The following is a 13,125-nucleotide window of genomic DNA, read 5'->3' on the forward strand; positions in this document are numbered from 1 at the left end:
GACAAGAACCGAGTGAAGGCGAGACCAATGAAGGTCACGGTCGCGGGCGGCTACGGAGTCGGCCTCGTCATGCGTGTGCATCGTGCACCGGAGGCGGGCGAGTCCCTGAGCGACGGGGTGCTGTCGCGAGGACACGGCGGGAAGGGATCGAACCAGGCGGTCGCCGCCCGTCGCCTCGGCGCGAGCGTGGCACTCCTCACCGCCGTCGGCGACGACGCCGCCGGGGCGGACGCTCAGCGTCTGTGGGCGCAGGAGGGGATCGACGCGACCGGCGTACGGGTCGTGCCGGACGCCTCGACCATGACCGGATTCATCGTGGTGGACGCCACGGGGGAGAACCGGATCATCATCGCCCCCGGCGCGCTGGAGGCGCTCACGCCCGAGGACGCCGAGGCCCAGCGCGCGACGATCGCCGGCTCCGACGCCCTCATCGTGTCGCTCGAGGTGCCGGCGGCCTTCGCGGGTGCGGCGCTGCGTATCGCCCGGGAGGAAGGCGTGCTGACCGTGTTCAACCCGGCGCCCGCCACGGACGTGCCCGCCGATCTCTGGGCCGCCGCGGACATCGTGACTCCGAACCTCACGGAAGCCCGAGCCCTGCTGGGCCTCGGAGACGAGACGGCCCCGGCGCACGAGCTCGCGTCCCGGCTGCGGGCGCGGCTGGGAGCCGACGTCGTCCTGACTCTCGGCGGCGAGGGCAGCGTCGTTGCGGATGCGAGCGGGATCCGCCCCGTCGCCGCCGTCGCGCCCGACCGGGTCGTGGACACGACGGGCGCGGGCGACGCCTTCACCGCCGCGCTGACCGTCGGCCGGCTTGCGACCGGGTCGCTCGCCGCGGCGGCGGCGTTCGCCGCCCACGCGGGCGCGCACGCGGTGGCACGTCCCGACGTGATCCCGGCGCTTCCTCGACGGGACGAGCTGCCCGCCTTCTGACCGGTGCCGTCCTGACAGGCAGACGCCGGCCCACGATCCACCTCCGGCCTCGGCACCTCGAGGCCACACCTCCGACGGAGGGCGACGACCGTCGCCCGGATGGGAAGACACATGACCACGACCGATTACCGCGCGCTCGCTCCCGCCGAGCTCGCGCCCTTCATCCAGCACACCAAGATCGGAGTCGGCATCACCCGCGATCAGATCGTGGCTCATGCCGAGGAGGCCGCTCGCTACGGGTTCGGTGCCGCGATGGTGCCCGGATCCTGGGTCCGCACCGTCGCCGAGGTCCTCCGCGGCACGGGCGTCCCGGTCGCGTCGGCACTCGACTTTCCGACCGTGGGAGTGATGAGCAGCGCAGGCAAGGCGGCGGAGGCCGCTGAGCTCGCCCGTCTCGGTGCCCAGCAGCTCGACATCGGGGTGCAGATCGGCTGGCTGAAGTCGGGCGAGTTCGATCGGTTCCGCGACGACATCGCGGGCGTCGTCCGTGCCTCGGGCGTTCCGGTCAAGGTCATGCTCGAGCTGCCGCTGCTCACCGATGCGGAGAAGGAGGCCGCCGTGGCGCTCAGCATCGAGGCGGGAGCCGCCTACCTCAAGAACGCCAGCAGCGGTCAGATCGAGACGGCGAGCCCCGAGAACGTCCGGTACCTGGTGCAGAGGGCGCCGGAGGGCGTGCGCGTCAAGGCGTCCGGGGCCATCACCGGGTTCGCGCAGACGATCGAGCTCCTGGAGGCCGGCGCCGCCTGCGTCGGGACCAGCGCAGGGATCGAGATCGTCACCAACACCGCAGACCGCGACACCACCAGCTACTGACCGGTCCGCCGGTCGCTTCGTTCAGAGAGGAACACCCGCGCATGACCCGCATGATCATCGACACCGACACCGCACAGGACGACTGCATCGCCCTGCTCGTCGGTCTGCTCGATCCCGGCGCGACGCTCGAGGCCATCACCATGGTCGTCGGCAACGTCGGCTTCGAGCGTCAGGTGCAGAACGCCTATCTGACCCTCAACGCCGCGGGACGCCTCGGCGACGTGCCGATCCATCTCGGCTGCACCCGTCCCATGGTGCGCGAGTGGGTCTCGGCCGAGGACGTCCACGGCGATGGCGCGGGCGGGCTCACGATGGACACGACCGGATGCGCTCCGGAGGCCGAGCACGCCGTCGACGCGCTCATCCGGCTCACGGCAGAGAGCCCCGGTGAGATCGACATCGTGGCGATCGGACCGCTCACGAACATCGCGATGGCGCAGGTCAAGGATCCCTCGTTCGCGTCGAACGTGCGCTCGCTCACGGTCATGGGCGGCTCGAACAACGGCCGCGGCAACATCACGGCGGCCGCGGAGTTCAACTTCTACGTGGACCCGGAGGCCGCCCGGACCGTGTTCGAGGCGGGGTTCCGGATCACGGTCGTCCCGTGGGCGCCGCTGACCTTGAACGATGCGGTGTTCGGCCGGGAGCGCCTGGTGGAGATCGCCCGGATCGGGACGCCGCTGGCCCAGTTCTTCGAGCGCGTGTGCGCGGCGACCCTGGCGTTCGACGAGGCCGTCGGGATCCCGGGGACCACGCATCCGGACTCGCTCTCGGCCAGCGTGCTCCTTCATTCGGAGCTGATCACGCGCCAGGCGGAGTACCACGTCGCGGTGGAGACCGGGTCGGAGCTCACCCGCGGATACTCCGCGATGTCGTGGGGCGTGCACGGTCTGACCCCGAACGCGACGGTCGTCGAGGCGGTGGACGCCGACGCGTTCTTCGCCTACATCGTCCGGATCCTGTCGACTCCCACGACGCCCGATCGTCCCTTCGGCGGCACCGCGTGACCGTCGCCGAGCTGCGGACCATGCGCGGCGGCGCGGTCCGTCCGCCCCTGGTCCTCACGGCGCTCCTGGTGGCGGTGGCGAGCTTCCAGATGAACGCCACCATGCTGGCGCCGGCGGTCACCTCGATGACCACCGAACTGGGCACCGATGCGCCCACGATCGGGATCTCCGCCTCGGTGTTCACCTTCGTGGCGGCGCTCGCCGGGCTGTTCTGGCCTCCCCTGAGCGACGGGATCGGCCGGCGCAGGGCGCTGCTCGTCTCGCTGTCGGTGATGTCCCTCGGCAGCCTGATCGCGATGCTCGCGGTGGACGTGCCGATGCTGATGGTCGGACGCGCGCTCCAGGGAGCCTGCGGCGCGACGTTCTCCCTCGCCTTCCTGCTCCTGCGGGAGATGCTGGATGCGCGGAGGTTCGGACGCTATCTCGGCATCGTCACCGCGGTCAACGCCGGCGTGGGCGGCGTGGACACGCTGCTCGGCGGCGTCATCGCGGACGCGATCGGGTTCCGGGGGATCTTCGGGCTCACGCTGGTCCTCGAGATCCTGGCGGTCGTGCTCATCGCCGCGTGGGCGCCGGAGGTGCGTCCCGCCGGGAAGACGCGGATGGACTGGGGCGGCATCGGGGCGCTCACCCTGGCGCTGTTGGGAATCAACTTCGCGCTCTCCAGCGCGTTCTCGCCCGGTGGCTGGGGCGCCGTCGCGACGTGGGCGTGGTTCGGGGTCGCGGCGATCGCCCTGGTCGCGTTCCGCTTCATCGAGGATCGGGTGGCCCAGCCGCTGCTCCCGGTGCGCGACTTCGCGGACCGCGCGGTCTGGGGCACGCTGCTGACCACGTTCTTCACACTCGCGTCGAGCTTCGCCCTGCTGATCTTCCTCGTGCCGACCCTCAGTCAGGATGCGACCGCCGGGTTCGGCCTGAACGGCACGGTGTCCGCGCTGATGTTCCTCGTCCCGTACTCCCTTCTGGGCTGGGCCACCGCGCCGCTGGTCGGCACCTTCGCGCCGAGGATCGGCTATCGGCTCCTGCTGCGATGCGGGCTCGGCGGGAGCCTGCTCCTCGCCACCGGCATGGTCCTCGGCCACCAGAACCCGTGGACGCTCGCGATCCTCGTGTTCTTCATGGGCGCGACGTACTCGGCGTGCGCGGCGACGACGCTGAACGGACTGGGCATCATCTATGCGCCGAAGGCGCACCCGGGGATCCTCCCGGGGTTGACGTCGACCATGTTCAACTTCGGCGCGTCGGTCGGGATCGGCATGCTGGCCGCGACCGTCGCCGCCAGCCCAGGGCCGGACGGATACCGGCAGGCGTTCGTCGTGGCCGCCGTGCTGGCGGGGCTGGCACTGCTGGTCTCCTTCGCGCTCCCTGCCCGTGAGCGAGAAGGCGAGCGCGTCTGAGCGGTCGCGTTCCCGGGCGCCCGGACGCATCCGCGACCGGGCGCCCGGTGCTGCTCGTCGCGGGGCCGCACCGATGTCGGGGACGGGTGGCAGGATGTCGGCATGCCCGAGTCGCCGGAGGTACAGGCGCTCGCCGAGTTCCTCGGCGAGCGGATGACGGGTCGCGCGATCACGGCGGTCGACGTCGTCGAGCCGCGGATCGTGAAGACGAGGCAGCGTCCGCCTGCGGAGGTGCGGGGTGCACCGGTCGCCTCGGTGACGCGCCGCGGCAAGCATCTCGGCATCCTGCTCGGAGCCCGCTGGCTGGTCGTGAGCTTCGGCCGCAACGGATGGGTGCGGTGGCATCCGCCGGGAGCCGCGGACGCCGGTGACGACCAGTCCGCTCCGGCGGTCCCCGTGGTGGCGACGTTCGTCCTCGACGACGGTGCCCGCGTCGACCTGGTCGAGACCGGCGATTTCCTCGCCGTCGGGATCTGGGTCGTCGACGCGCTCGAGGACGTTCCGGCGATCGCGACGCTCGGCCCGGACCCTCTCGCCGCGGAGTTCACCGCGGACGATCTCGCCCGGGCGCTCGGCACGCGCCGCAAACAGGTGAAGGCGCTGCTGCAGGAGCAGCGGTCGCTCGCCGGCATCGGCAACGCCTACTCGGACGAGATCCTGCACCGAGCGCGCATCGCCCCGACCGTCCACGCGGTCGCGCTCGGGGCGAAGGAGCGGGACCGCCTGTTCCGCGCGACGACCACTGTCCTCCGTGACGCGGTCGAGCAACGCCGCGGACTGGCGCCGACGCAGCTGAAGCCTGCGAAGGTCGCCGCGATGGCCGTCCACGGACGCGGCGGACAGGCGTGTCCGGTGTGCGGTGACACCATCGTCGACCACGTGTTCTCCGGAGCGTCGGCGCAGCTCTGCCCGACCTGCCAGGCGTCGCCCTGACGGGGCGGCCGGGTCGGGCGGGATATTCTGCGGACATGAACGCGCTGGGTCCCCGCAGGCAGTGGCGGCTGCGCGCGGTGATGGGTCTCCTGGCCGGGATCATCGTGGGCACCGGAGCGGGCCTTGCGCTGGGCGTGGCGGCAGGACTCCTCGCCGGTTGGACCGCCCTCGCCCTCGTGGAGGTGATCTGGGTGGTGCTCGTGGTGTGGCGCATGGATGCGACGCAGACCCGTGCCCACGCCACGATCGAGGATCCCGGCCGGCGTCTGGCGCGCGTGATCGCGCTCGTGGGCAGCCTGGCGAGCATCGCGGCCGTGCTCGTCGTGGTCGTCCAGGCCCGGCACGCCGACGGGTGGACGGCGTTCGCGCTGGCGGGCGTGTGCGTGCTCAGCGTCGCCGCCTCGTGGTCCCTCATCCAGGTGGACTACATGCTCCGGTACGCGCGGATGTACTACGCCGAGCCCGCGGGCGGGATCGTGTTCAACCAGGATGCGGATCCCGAGTACACCGACTTCGCGTACTTCTCCGTGGGCCTCGGCATGACCTATCAGGTCGCCGACACGAACGTGACCACCAATCCGATCCGGCGCCTCGTCATCGCCCAGACGATGCTGGCGTATCTGTTCGGCGCGCTCATCCTCGGGACGATCATCAACCTGATCACGGGCCTCGGCTGACCGGACGCACGAGACCCCGCGTCCGACAGGAACGCGGGGCCTCGGCGAGACGGTCGTCAGGCGGTCTGAGGGAGGACGGCGAAGGACACCGCCCCCTCGTCGTCGACCCCCGCGTCCAGCACCTTGTCGTCGAGGGCGATGGCGGCCCCCTCCTCGAGGTAGACGCGGGCGCCGGGCACCTGGATGACCTGATCCTGGGGCTCCGGGGTGGGGACGACCACGACGGCGAGTCGGGACTCGCCCGCAGGACCGGTCGTCTCGGCCGTGTGGATGCGCAGGCCGGCGTCATCGGCGTCGCTCTGGCGGTTGACCAGGGTGGCGACGATGGCGGAGGCGTTGTCGGTCAGGGTGAGCACGATGGGCTCTCCTTCCGGTTGCGGACATGCCGCGGTCGCGGGCATGTCCGTGCCACGATTCCCCATCCGGTGCGGGGTCTCAATCCGAGGCGGGGGATTCGGAGGGTCTTCCCACCTGCGGGCTCTCCGGCGCGGCATCCCGGTAGCGGCGCCGGACGCCGAACGGAAGCACCGCCCAGAGGACGATGACGACGAGCGAGGCGACCACCAGCGCGACGATCCCCGCCGTGCGGCCCAGCGCGACGTCCACGATGAGCGCGGTCACGCCGACGGTGAGCAGCGCCAGGATCACGAGCGCGGCCGTCATGGCGCGGGCGGCGATGCGCACGAGGTCGGGCTTGCGGCGGCGTCCGAAGAGCGCGCGGTGGATCCCGACCGGGGTCAGAGCCACCATGGTCGCTGCCGCGGCCAGGCCCACGAGGACGATGTACGTCGCGAGCTGGAGCGTGTCGAGCTCCTGGAACCGGGGCTGGAAGACCACGGCCAGAAGGAAGCCCGTCAGGATCTGGGTGCCGGTCTGCAGGACCCGGAACTCCTGGAGGAGCTCGATCCAGTTGCGGTCGGCGCGTTCCGTGCGTGTCTCGTCCCGGCCGTCGTGCCAGTAGTCTCCGGGACTCTCATCGGGAAGGGGCTGCGGATCCATCGCCTCAGTCTCTTGAGCCGCACGCCCTCCTGTCCAGGGGTTGCGCGTGTGCGCCGACTCACTCCGCGGCGGCCGAGACGAGGGCGCGAGCGATCGCCGGATCGAGCCCGGGAACGTCGTCGACCGGCACGGCCAGCGCGAGCAGCGCGCGGCTGAAGTAGTTGCGTGCCGCCGCAGCGAGGGTGATGTCGACGATCTGGCGGTCGTCGTACCCGACGGCGCGGAGCTCGGCGGCGTCCTGGTCGGTCATCGCCGAGGCGTCGCGCGAGAGCCGCGCCGCGTAGCGCACCACCGCCTGCTCTGCGGGGGAGAACGCGGTGTCCTCGCCACGGGCGAACCCGGCGAGTCCGTCCTCGGAGAGGACCTCCGCGCGCAGAGCCTTGCGCCCATGGGCGAGCAGACAATGGGCAGAGCCGATCGCCCGAGCGGCCCCGAGCGTGGCGGCCTCGTACGTCCGCACACCGATGCTCGGGACGATCGCGCGGATCAGGTTCTCGAAGGCCGCGTGCGCTTCCGGGTTGACGGCCATCACGCGCGTGTGATGGAAGACGAGGCCGTCGTTCTCCACGTCGTCGGCGTACATCTCCGCGGCATGCCCCGTTGCCGTCTCCGTCGGTGGAGTGCTGATGATCATGGATGCCCCTTTGCGTCCGCGCGGGCGTCATCGCGACGAGCCCGCCCGATCGAACAGTACGCCGGGCGGACGCGGAGCGGTATAGCGATCGCGAACGGCGCCACCGTGTGCGTGCGGGCGTACCATCGAGGGATGACCACCGCAGCCGACCGCGTGCCGCACACCCCCGTCGAGGCGCAGACGCCGCCGGGGGAGCCCTCCGCGGCGAGCCTGCTCACGCTGCTCCCCGTCGCGGACGCGACCGACGCCGGTCTCTGCGCGGGCGGGTTCTGCCGACTGCCCGGTGCGGCGTCGGACTGAGCCCGCGCACGACGCACGGCGGCGGACCGATCACCCACACGGACGACGAGACCCCGCACCCGGTGGGTGCGGGGTCTCGCGCGTGGGGCGTCAGTGCGCGATCGGCGCGTCCTCGGCGTGGGCGCCCTCGGCGACCGTGTCCGCGGGCTTGCGGATGATGAATGCGCCGACGATCGTGACGGTCGCGATCACGGCGCCGATGATGAACGCCAGCTGGGATCCCGCGGCCACGGCGGCGGGGTTCTCCGTGCCGCCGTGCGCGTTCACGACCAGCGTGAACACGGCGATCATGACCGCGATGCCGGCGGCTCCCGCCACCTGCTGCACGGTGCCGATGACCGCGCTGCCGTAGGAGTAGAACTTCGGCGTGAGCGAGGCCAGCGCGGCGGTGAACAGCGGGGTGAACGACAGCGCGAGCCCCACGGACAGCAGGGTCTGGGCGATGAGGACGAGCCACACGCTCGTCGACGGCGTGAGCGTGGTGAAGTACCACAGCGTCGCGGTCGCGAGGATCGACCCGGGGATCAGCAGCACCTTGGTGCCGCGGGCGTCGTAGATCCGGCCGATGACCGGGCCGAGAAGGCCCATCGCCAGCGCGCCGGGAAGCACCACGAGGCCCGCCTGGGTCGTGTCCAGCGACAGCGCCTTCTGCAGGAACAGCGGGATCACCGTGATCGTGCCGAAGAACGCCAGGGACAGCAGGAACATCTGCACCATCGACAGGGTGAAGTCGCGGGAGGCGAAGACACGGAGGTCGAGCAGGGCGTCGTCCTTGCGCTGCAGGACGATCTGGCGCCAGAGGAACAGGGCAAGGCCGATGACGCCCACCACCAGCGACAGGACCATCGGCACCGAGGAACCGCCGCCGCCCGCGAGGGCGCCGATCTGGCTCAGACCGAAGACCAGGCCACCGAACCCGAACGCCGACAGGACGATGGACAGCACGTCGATCGGGGCATCCGTCCGCTCGCCGACGTTCGTCAGCCAGCGCCAGCCGATCGCCATCGCGACGAGCGCGATGGGCAGCACGACGACGAAGATCGAGCGCCAGCTGAAGTGGTCCAGCAGGAACCCGCTCATCGTCGGGCCGATCGCGGGGGCCAGCGACATCACGATGCTGACGCGCCCCATCATCCGGCCGCGCGAGGACGGCGGGACGAGGTTCATCATCGTCGTCATCAGCAGCGGCATCATGATCGCCGTCCCCGACGCCTGCACGATGCGGGCGCCGAGCAGCATCGGGAAGCCGACGGCGAGCGCGGCGAGGAGCGTCCCGGCGGAGAACAGCGTCAGCGCGCCGAGGAACATCTGCCGGGTCGTGAACCGGCGAAGGAGGAACCCCGTGGTCGGGATGACGACCGCCATGGTCAGCATGAACGCGCTGGTCACCCACTGGGCGGCCAGCGGCGTGATCTGAAGGTCGTCGATGAGGTGCGGGATCGCCATGTTCATCGTCGTCTCGTTCAGGATCGCGACGAAGGCGGCGGCGAGCAGCACCCAGATGACCGCCATGTCCCGACGGGGGATCAGCGACGGCGTGGAGGAGGTCGGTAGGGAACCGGTTTGGGTTGCGGACATGCGTCTCCTCCGGAAGAAGTGTGTCAGGGGAAGCGGCGCGATCGCGCGGCGGAAGTACACAGCGTAACCGTCATGTCGGACATTCCATTCCCGTTCCGGGGAAATCGGTTCCCGATCCGCTCTCGGCGGCCGCGCCGCCGTGTCCGCGACCGCGGATACGCTGATCCTCATGAGCATGGGCGGCATGGGCGGAATGGGTCCTCGCGGAGGCTTCCGCGGCGTGGACGAGGCCAGCCAGCGCCGCCTCAACGCCCAGGCGCCGGTGGTCCCGGGGCTCGGACGCCGCGTGGCCGGCCTCTTCCGTCCCTACCGCGGACGGCTGCTGCTCACGGGCGTGCTCGTCGTGGTGGGTGCCGCCCTGGCCGTCGTCCCGCCGCTGCTCGTCCAGCGCATCTTCGACGAGGCGCTGTTCCCGCTGGACGGCGGGCCGCCCCGCCTGGAGCTGCTGCTCGTGCTGGTCCTGTCCATGATCGGCCTGTTCCTGCTGTCCGCGGCGTTCAACGTGGTGCAGACCTGGCTGACGGCGACGGTCGGCAACAGCGTCACGGGAGATCTGCGGGTGCGGCTGTTCGAACACCTGCAGGCCATGGAGCTCGGCTTCTTCACCCGGACGAAGACCGGCGTCATCCAATCGCGTCTGCAGAACGACGTCGGCGGGGTGTCGGGCGTCCTCACCAACACCGTCACGAGCATCCTCGGCAACACGGTGACGGTCGTGGCGTCCCTGGTCGCGATGCTGCTGATCGATGTCCGACTGACGCTCATCGCCGTCGTGATCATGCCGGTCCTGGTGGTGGTGCAGCGCCGCGTCGGCCAGGTGCGCGCGCGGATCGCGGGCGAGACCCAGGAGTCCCTGTCCGAGCTGACGAGCATCACGCAGGAGACGCTGAGCGTGTCCGGGATCCTGCTGTCGAAGTCGTTCAACCGCCAGCGCACGGAATCGGCGCGCTATCAGGACGAGAACCGCAATCAGGTGCGCCTGCAGGTGCGGCGGGCGATGAGCGGTCAGGGGTTCTTCGCGGTCGTCCAGGTGCTGATGTCCTCCGTCCCGGCGATCATCTACCTCGTCGCGGGGTATCTCGTCGCCGGGGGCACGGGAGCGATCACCGCCGGAACGATCGTGGCGTTCACGACGGTCCAGGCGCGCCTGCTCATGCCGCTGATCGGCCTCATGCGGGTCGCGCTGGACGTGCAGACGTCCTCGGCGCTGTTCGCCCGCATCTTCGAGTACCTCGATCTCGTGCCCCGGATCACGGACGCGCCGAACGCGCTGCCGGTCGCCTCGGCGCCCGGTCCGCGCGGTCGGATCGAGTTCCGGGACGTGGTGTTCCGATACCCGGACGCGGGCCCCGACGCGCCTCCCACTCTCGACCGCGTCTCCTTCACGGTCGACCCCGGCCGGCACGTCGCCTTCGTCGGTCCGTCCGGGGCGGGGAAGACCACCGTCCTGTACCTGGCACCGCGGCTCTACGAGGCCGACAGCGGCGCGGTGATGTTCGCGGGCGCCGATGTCCGCGAGCTGTCGCAGGAGTCCATCATCGACGAGATCGGGATCGTGTCGCAGGACACCTATCTGTTCCATGCCTCGATCCGGGAGAACCTCCGCTACGCGAAACCGGACGCCACGGACGACGAACTGGTCGCTGCCTGCACCGCCGCCAACATCCACCACATCATCGCGGGGTTCGAGAAGGGCTACGACACGGTCGTGGGGGAGCGCGGCTACCGATTGTCGGGCGGGGAGAAGCAGCGCATCGCGATCGCCCGGGTGCTCCTCAAGGACCCGCCCGTGCTGCTGCTGGACGAGGCGACCTCCGCGCTCGACACGGTCTCCGAGCGCGTCGTGCAGGAGGCCTTGGACGAGGCGGCCAAGGGGCGCACCACGCTGACTATCGCGCACCGCCTGTCGACGGTCATGGGCGCGGATGAGATCCACGTGATCGAGGCGGGGCGGATCGTGGAGTCGGGCACGCACGCCGAACTGCTGGCGGCGGGCGGTCTGTACGCCGATCTGGCCGCCCAGCAGGTGGCGGCGGCACGGGTCGACGGCGACACGCGGGCCTGACCCCGGGCGCACAGCGCGCGACGTCCGCGCACCGGCTCAGTGCACGGAGAGCCCGCCGTCGATGAACAGGGACTGGCCCGTGACATAGGCCGAACCAGGCCCGGCGAGGAAGACCGCGGCCGCGGCGAAGTCCTCGGGGAGGCCGTTGCGGCCGACCATCGTTCGCGCCGCGAGCGCCTGGACCTGGACCGGATCCTCCTGGAGGCGCGCGTTCAGCGGCGTCAGGACGAAGCCGGGCACGAGGGCGTTGCTCGTGACGCCGCGCGCGCTCCAGGCCTCGGCCTCCGATCGCATGAGGGACTGCACCGCTCCTTTGGAGACGCCGTAGACGCCGCTCTCGACGAACGCGCGGTGCGCCTGCTGGGAGCTGATGTGGATGATCCGCCCGTAGCCGCGTGCGGCCATGCCGGTGCCGAAGCGCTGCCCGAGGAGGAACGGCGCGAGGGCGTTGACGGTCATGGTCGCGTCCCAGTCCGCCACGCTGATCTCCGCGTACGGCGGGCGGATGTTGATCCCGGCGGAGTGGACGAGGATGTCCGGCTCCCCGAAGGGCGCCGCCGCGTTCTCGGCGGCGTCGCGGATCCCCTCCCGGCTGCTCAGGTCCCCGACCACCCCGGCGGCGACGCCCCCGGCGGCGGTGAGCTCCCGCACCGTGTCCGCCACGCGATCCCCGCCCCGGGCGAGCACGACCACGCGCGCGCCGGCACCGGCGAGCGCCGTCGCGATCCCGCGGCCGATCCCGGAGGATCCCCCGGTGACGATCGCCGTGCGTCCGTCGAGCGAGAACAGGGTGGACAGGTAGTCGGTCACGGTCTCTCCTTCGTCAACGGCCGGCCCCCTCACCAGGAGAGGGCCTCGGCGAGGGACGGGTCCGGTGCGGCGCCCTCGTACTCCGGGAGCGCGCGCAGACCCTCCAGGAACGCGGAGAGCACGGCGCCGTACAGGGGGTCCGGGTGCGTGGACGCGATCCGCTCCAGCGGGGGGACGTCCATCGCGAGGACCAGGCCCAGCCGGGCGCGGACGGCGTCGCCGGCCCCGGCGTCGCGCAGCACCTCGACGCCGCCGCGCAGCGCCGTCAGGTAGTCGCGGAGCACGTCCACGCGATGCTTCGACTGGGTGAGGGAGGATCCGTCCGCGCGGACGCGCCAGTGGACGACGGTGTCGGGGATCACGTCGAACGCCGCGGCCCGTGTGTACATGACCTGGGCGACGATCTGGTCCTCGTAGGCGACGCCCTCGGGGAAGCGCAGGTCGCTCCAGAACTCCGTGCGGCTGACCTTCGACCAGGCGACGACGTTGGCCGAGGCGTCGGGATGCTCGTGGATCGTCGTGCCGCGGCGTTCCGGAGCTGTCGACGACGCGACCCACGGCTGCACGCGACCCGGTCGGTAGTGCCCGGTGTCGTCCATCCGCGAGCGGACGTAGGCGCCGGTGACGAAGTCGCTCCCCGTCTCGCCCAGCGTCCCGACGAGCCGGGCGAGGGCATGCGGCGCGAACTCGTCGTCTCCGTCGAGGAAGCCGAGGTAGGGGGTGTCCACCAGGGCCAGCCCGCTGTTGCGGGCGGCTCCCAGCCCGCGCGGCTCGGCGTGCGAGACGAGCCGGAAGCGCGGGTCCTCCGCCGCGGCGGAGCGGAAGACGTCGCCGGTCGCATCCTGCGATCCGTCGTCGACGAGGACCGCACGCCAGCGCCCGTCGCTCTGGGCGCGCAGCGACGCGAGGGCCGCCGGGGCGTAGGCGGCGATGTCGCGGCCGGGCACGATGACGGTCACGAGCGGGGCGTCGGGCACGCACT

14 protein-coding genes are annotated in these 13,125 nt (G+C 71.3%); 8 read left to right on the plus strand and 6 right to left on the minus strand.

What is annotated here, in order from left to right:
• The first annotated feature begins 27 nt into the window (after positions 1 to 27).
• From V6R91_RS14445 to V6R91_RS14470, 6 genes are all read left to right on the plus strand, one after another.
• Complete coding sequence (locus tag V6R91_RS14445; RefSeq protein ID WP_271062267.1) at positions 28 to 930, plus strand: ribokinase; 903 nt, start codon at positions 28 to 30, stop codon at positions 928 to 930.
• 111 nt (positions 931 to 1,041) lie between these two features.
• Positions 1,042 to 1,743 carry a deoxyribose-phosphate aldolase gene (gene deoC, locus V6R91_RS14450; protein WP_271062268.1) on the plus strand — a complete coding sequence of 234 codons (702 nt, stop codon included), beginning with the start codon at positions 1,042 to 1,044 and terminating at the stop codon, positions 1,741 to 1,743.
• 41 nt (positions 1,744 to 1,784) lie between these two features.
• Positions 1,785 to 2,750 carry a nucleoside hydrolase gene (locus V6R91_RS14455; protein ID WP_336395846.1) on the plus strand — a complete coding sequence of 322 codons (966 nt, stop codon included), beginning with the start codon at positions 1,785 to 1,787 and terminating at the stop codon, positions 2,748 to 2,750.
• Positions 2,747 to 4,147, plus strand: coding sequence for an MFS transporter (locus tag V6R91_RS14460; RefSeq protein ID WP_336395847.1), 1,401 nt, complete (start codon positions 2,747 to 2,749; stop codon positions 4,145 to 4,147). The genes V6R91_RS14455 and V6R91_RS14460 overlap by 4 nt, the downstream gene beginning before the upstream one ends.
• A 102-nt stretch (positions 4,148 to 4,249) precedes the next feature.
• Positions 4,250 to 5,080 carry an Fpg/Nei family DNA glycosylase gene (locus tag V6R91_RS14465; protein WP_271062271.1) on the plus strand — a complete coding sequence of 277 codons (831 nt, stop codon included), beginning with the start codon at positions 4,250 to 4,252 and terminating at the stop codon, positions 5,078 to 5,080.
• Positions 5,081 to 5,115: 35 nt separating this feature from the next.
• Complete coding sequence (locus V6R91_RS14470) at positions 5,116 to 5,757, plus strand: DUF1345 domain-containing protein (RefSeq protein ID WP_336395848.1); 642 nt, start codon at positions 5,116 to 5,118, stop codon at positions 5,755 to 5,757.
• Between the two features lie 56 nt (positions 5,758 to 5,813).
• Here the strand turns inward: V6R91_RS14470 and V6R91_RS14475 are convergent, their stop codons facing one another.
• From V6R91_RS14475 to V6R91_RS14485, 3 genes are all read right to left on the minus strand, one after another.
• Positions 5,814 to 6,113: a Fe-S cluster assembly protein HesB gene (locus V6R91_RS14475; protein WP_067247459.1), complete on the minus strand. Its 300-nt coding sequence runs from the start codon at positions 6,111 to 6,113 to the stop codon at positions 5,814 to 5,816.
• A 79-nt stretch (positions 6,114 to 6,192) separates the two neighbouring features.
• Positions 6,193 to 6,756, minus strand: coding sequence for a DUF6328 family protein (locus V6R91_RS14480; RefSeq protein WP_336395849.1), 564 nt, complete (start codon positions 6,754 to 6,756; stop codon positions 6,193 to 6,195).
• Positions 6,757 to 6,814: 58 nt separating this feature from the next.
• Positions 6,815 to 7,390, minus strand: a complete 576-nt coding sequence (locus tag V6R91_RS14485) for a carboxymuconolactone decarboxylase family protein (protein WP_336395850.1) — start codon at positions 7,388 to 7,390, stop codon at positions 6,815 to 6,817.
• Positions 7,391 to 7,522: 132 nt separating this feature from the next.
• Here V6R91_RS14485 and V6R91_RS14490 point away from each other — a divergent pair, with 132 nt between their 5' ends.
• On the plus strand, positions 7,523 to 7,690 hold the full coding sequence (locus V6R91_RS14490) for a hypothetical protein (protein WP_336395851.1): 168 nt from the start codon (positions 7,523 to 7,525) through the stop codon (positions 7,688 to 7,690).
• A gap of 90 nt (positions 7,691 to 7,780) precedes the next feature.
• On the opposite strand, the gene V6R91_RS14495 is transcribed toward V6R91_RS14490, so the two are convergent.
• Positions 7,781 to 9,268, minus strand: a complete 1,488-nt coding sequence (locus V6R91_RS14495) for an MDR family MFS transporter (RefSeq protein WP_336395852.1) — start codon at positions 9,266 to 9,268, stop codon at positions 7,781 to 7,783.
• A gap of 175 nt (positions 9,269 to 9,443) precedes the next feature.
• Between V6R91_RS14495 and V6R91_RS14500 the strand changes: the two genes are divergently transcribed.
• Complete coding sequence (locus V6R91_RS14500) at positions 9,444 to 11,333, plus strand: ABC transporter ATP-binding protein (RefSeq protein WP_336395944.1); 1,890 nt, start codon at positions 9,444 to 9,446, stop codon at positions 11,331 to 11,333.
• 36 nt (positions 11,334 to 11,369) lie between these two features.
• On the opposite strand, the gene V6R91_RS14505 is transcribed toward V6R91_RS14500, so the two are convergent.
• Positions 11,370 to 12,143: an SDR family NAD(P)-dependent oxidoreductase gene (locus V6R91_RS14505; RefSeq protein ID WP_271062278.1), complete on the minus strand. Its 774-nt coding sequence runs from the start codon at positions 12,141 to 12,143 to the stop codon at positions 11,370 to 11,372.
• Between the two features lie 29 nt (positions 12,144 to 12,172).
• Entirely contained in the window at positions 12,173 to 13,120 is a 948-nt protein-coding gene (locus tag V6R91_RS14510) for a glycosyltransferase family 2 protein (protein WP_336395853.1), read from the minus strand.
• Between the last annotated feature and the right edge of the window lie 5 nt (positions 13,121 to 13,125).

The sequence above is a fragment of the Microbacterium sp. CCNWLW41 genome (assembly GCF_037083505.1).

Excerpts from the sequence above, each read along its gene's own strand:
- V6R91_RS14445 (WP_271062267.1), top strand. The coding sequence starts at position 28 with ATGAAGGTCACGGTCGCGGGCGGCTACGGAGTCGGCCTCGTCATGCGT.
- V6R91_RS14480 (WP_336395849.1), bottom strand. The coding sequence starts at position 6,756 with ATGGATCCGCAGCCCCTTCCCGATGAGAGTCCCGGAGACTACTGGCAC.
- V6R91_RS14490 (WP_336395851.1), top strand. The coding sequence starts at position 7,523 with ATGACCACCGCAGCCGACCGCGTGCCGCACACCCCCGTCGAGGCGCAG.
- V6R91_RS14485 (WP_336395850.1), bottom strand. The coding sequence starts at position 7,390 with ATGATCATCAGCACTCCACCGACGGAGACGGCAACGGGGCATGCCGCG.
- V6R91_RS14465 (WP_271062271.1), top strand. The coding sequence starts at position 4,250 with ATGCCCGAGTCGCCGGAGGTACAGGCGCTCGCCGAGTTCCTCGGCGAG.
- V6R91_RS14500 (WP_336395944.1), top strand. The coding sequence starts at position 9,444 with ATGGGCGGCATGGGCGGAATGGGTCCTCGCGGAGGCTTCCGCGGCGTG.
- deoC (WP_271062268.1), top strand. The coding sequence starts at position 1,042 with ATGACCACGACCGATTACCGCGCGCTCGCTCCCGCCGAGCTCGCGCCC.
- V6R91_RS14495 (WP_336395852.1), bottom strand. The coding sequence starts at position 9,268 with ATGTCCGCAACCCAAACCGGTTCCCTACCGACCTCCTCCACGCCGTCG.
- V6R91_RS14470 (WP_336395848.1), top strand. The coding sequence starts at position 5,116 with ATGAACGCGCTGGGTCCCCGCAGGCAGTGGCGGCTGCGCGCGGTGATG.
- V6R91_RS14455 (WP_336395846.1), top strand. The coding sequence starts at position 1,785 with ATGACCCGCATGATCATCGACACCGACACCGCACAGGACGACTGCATC.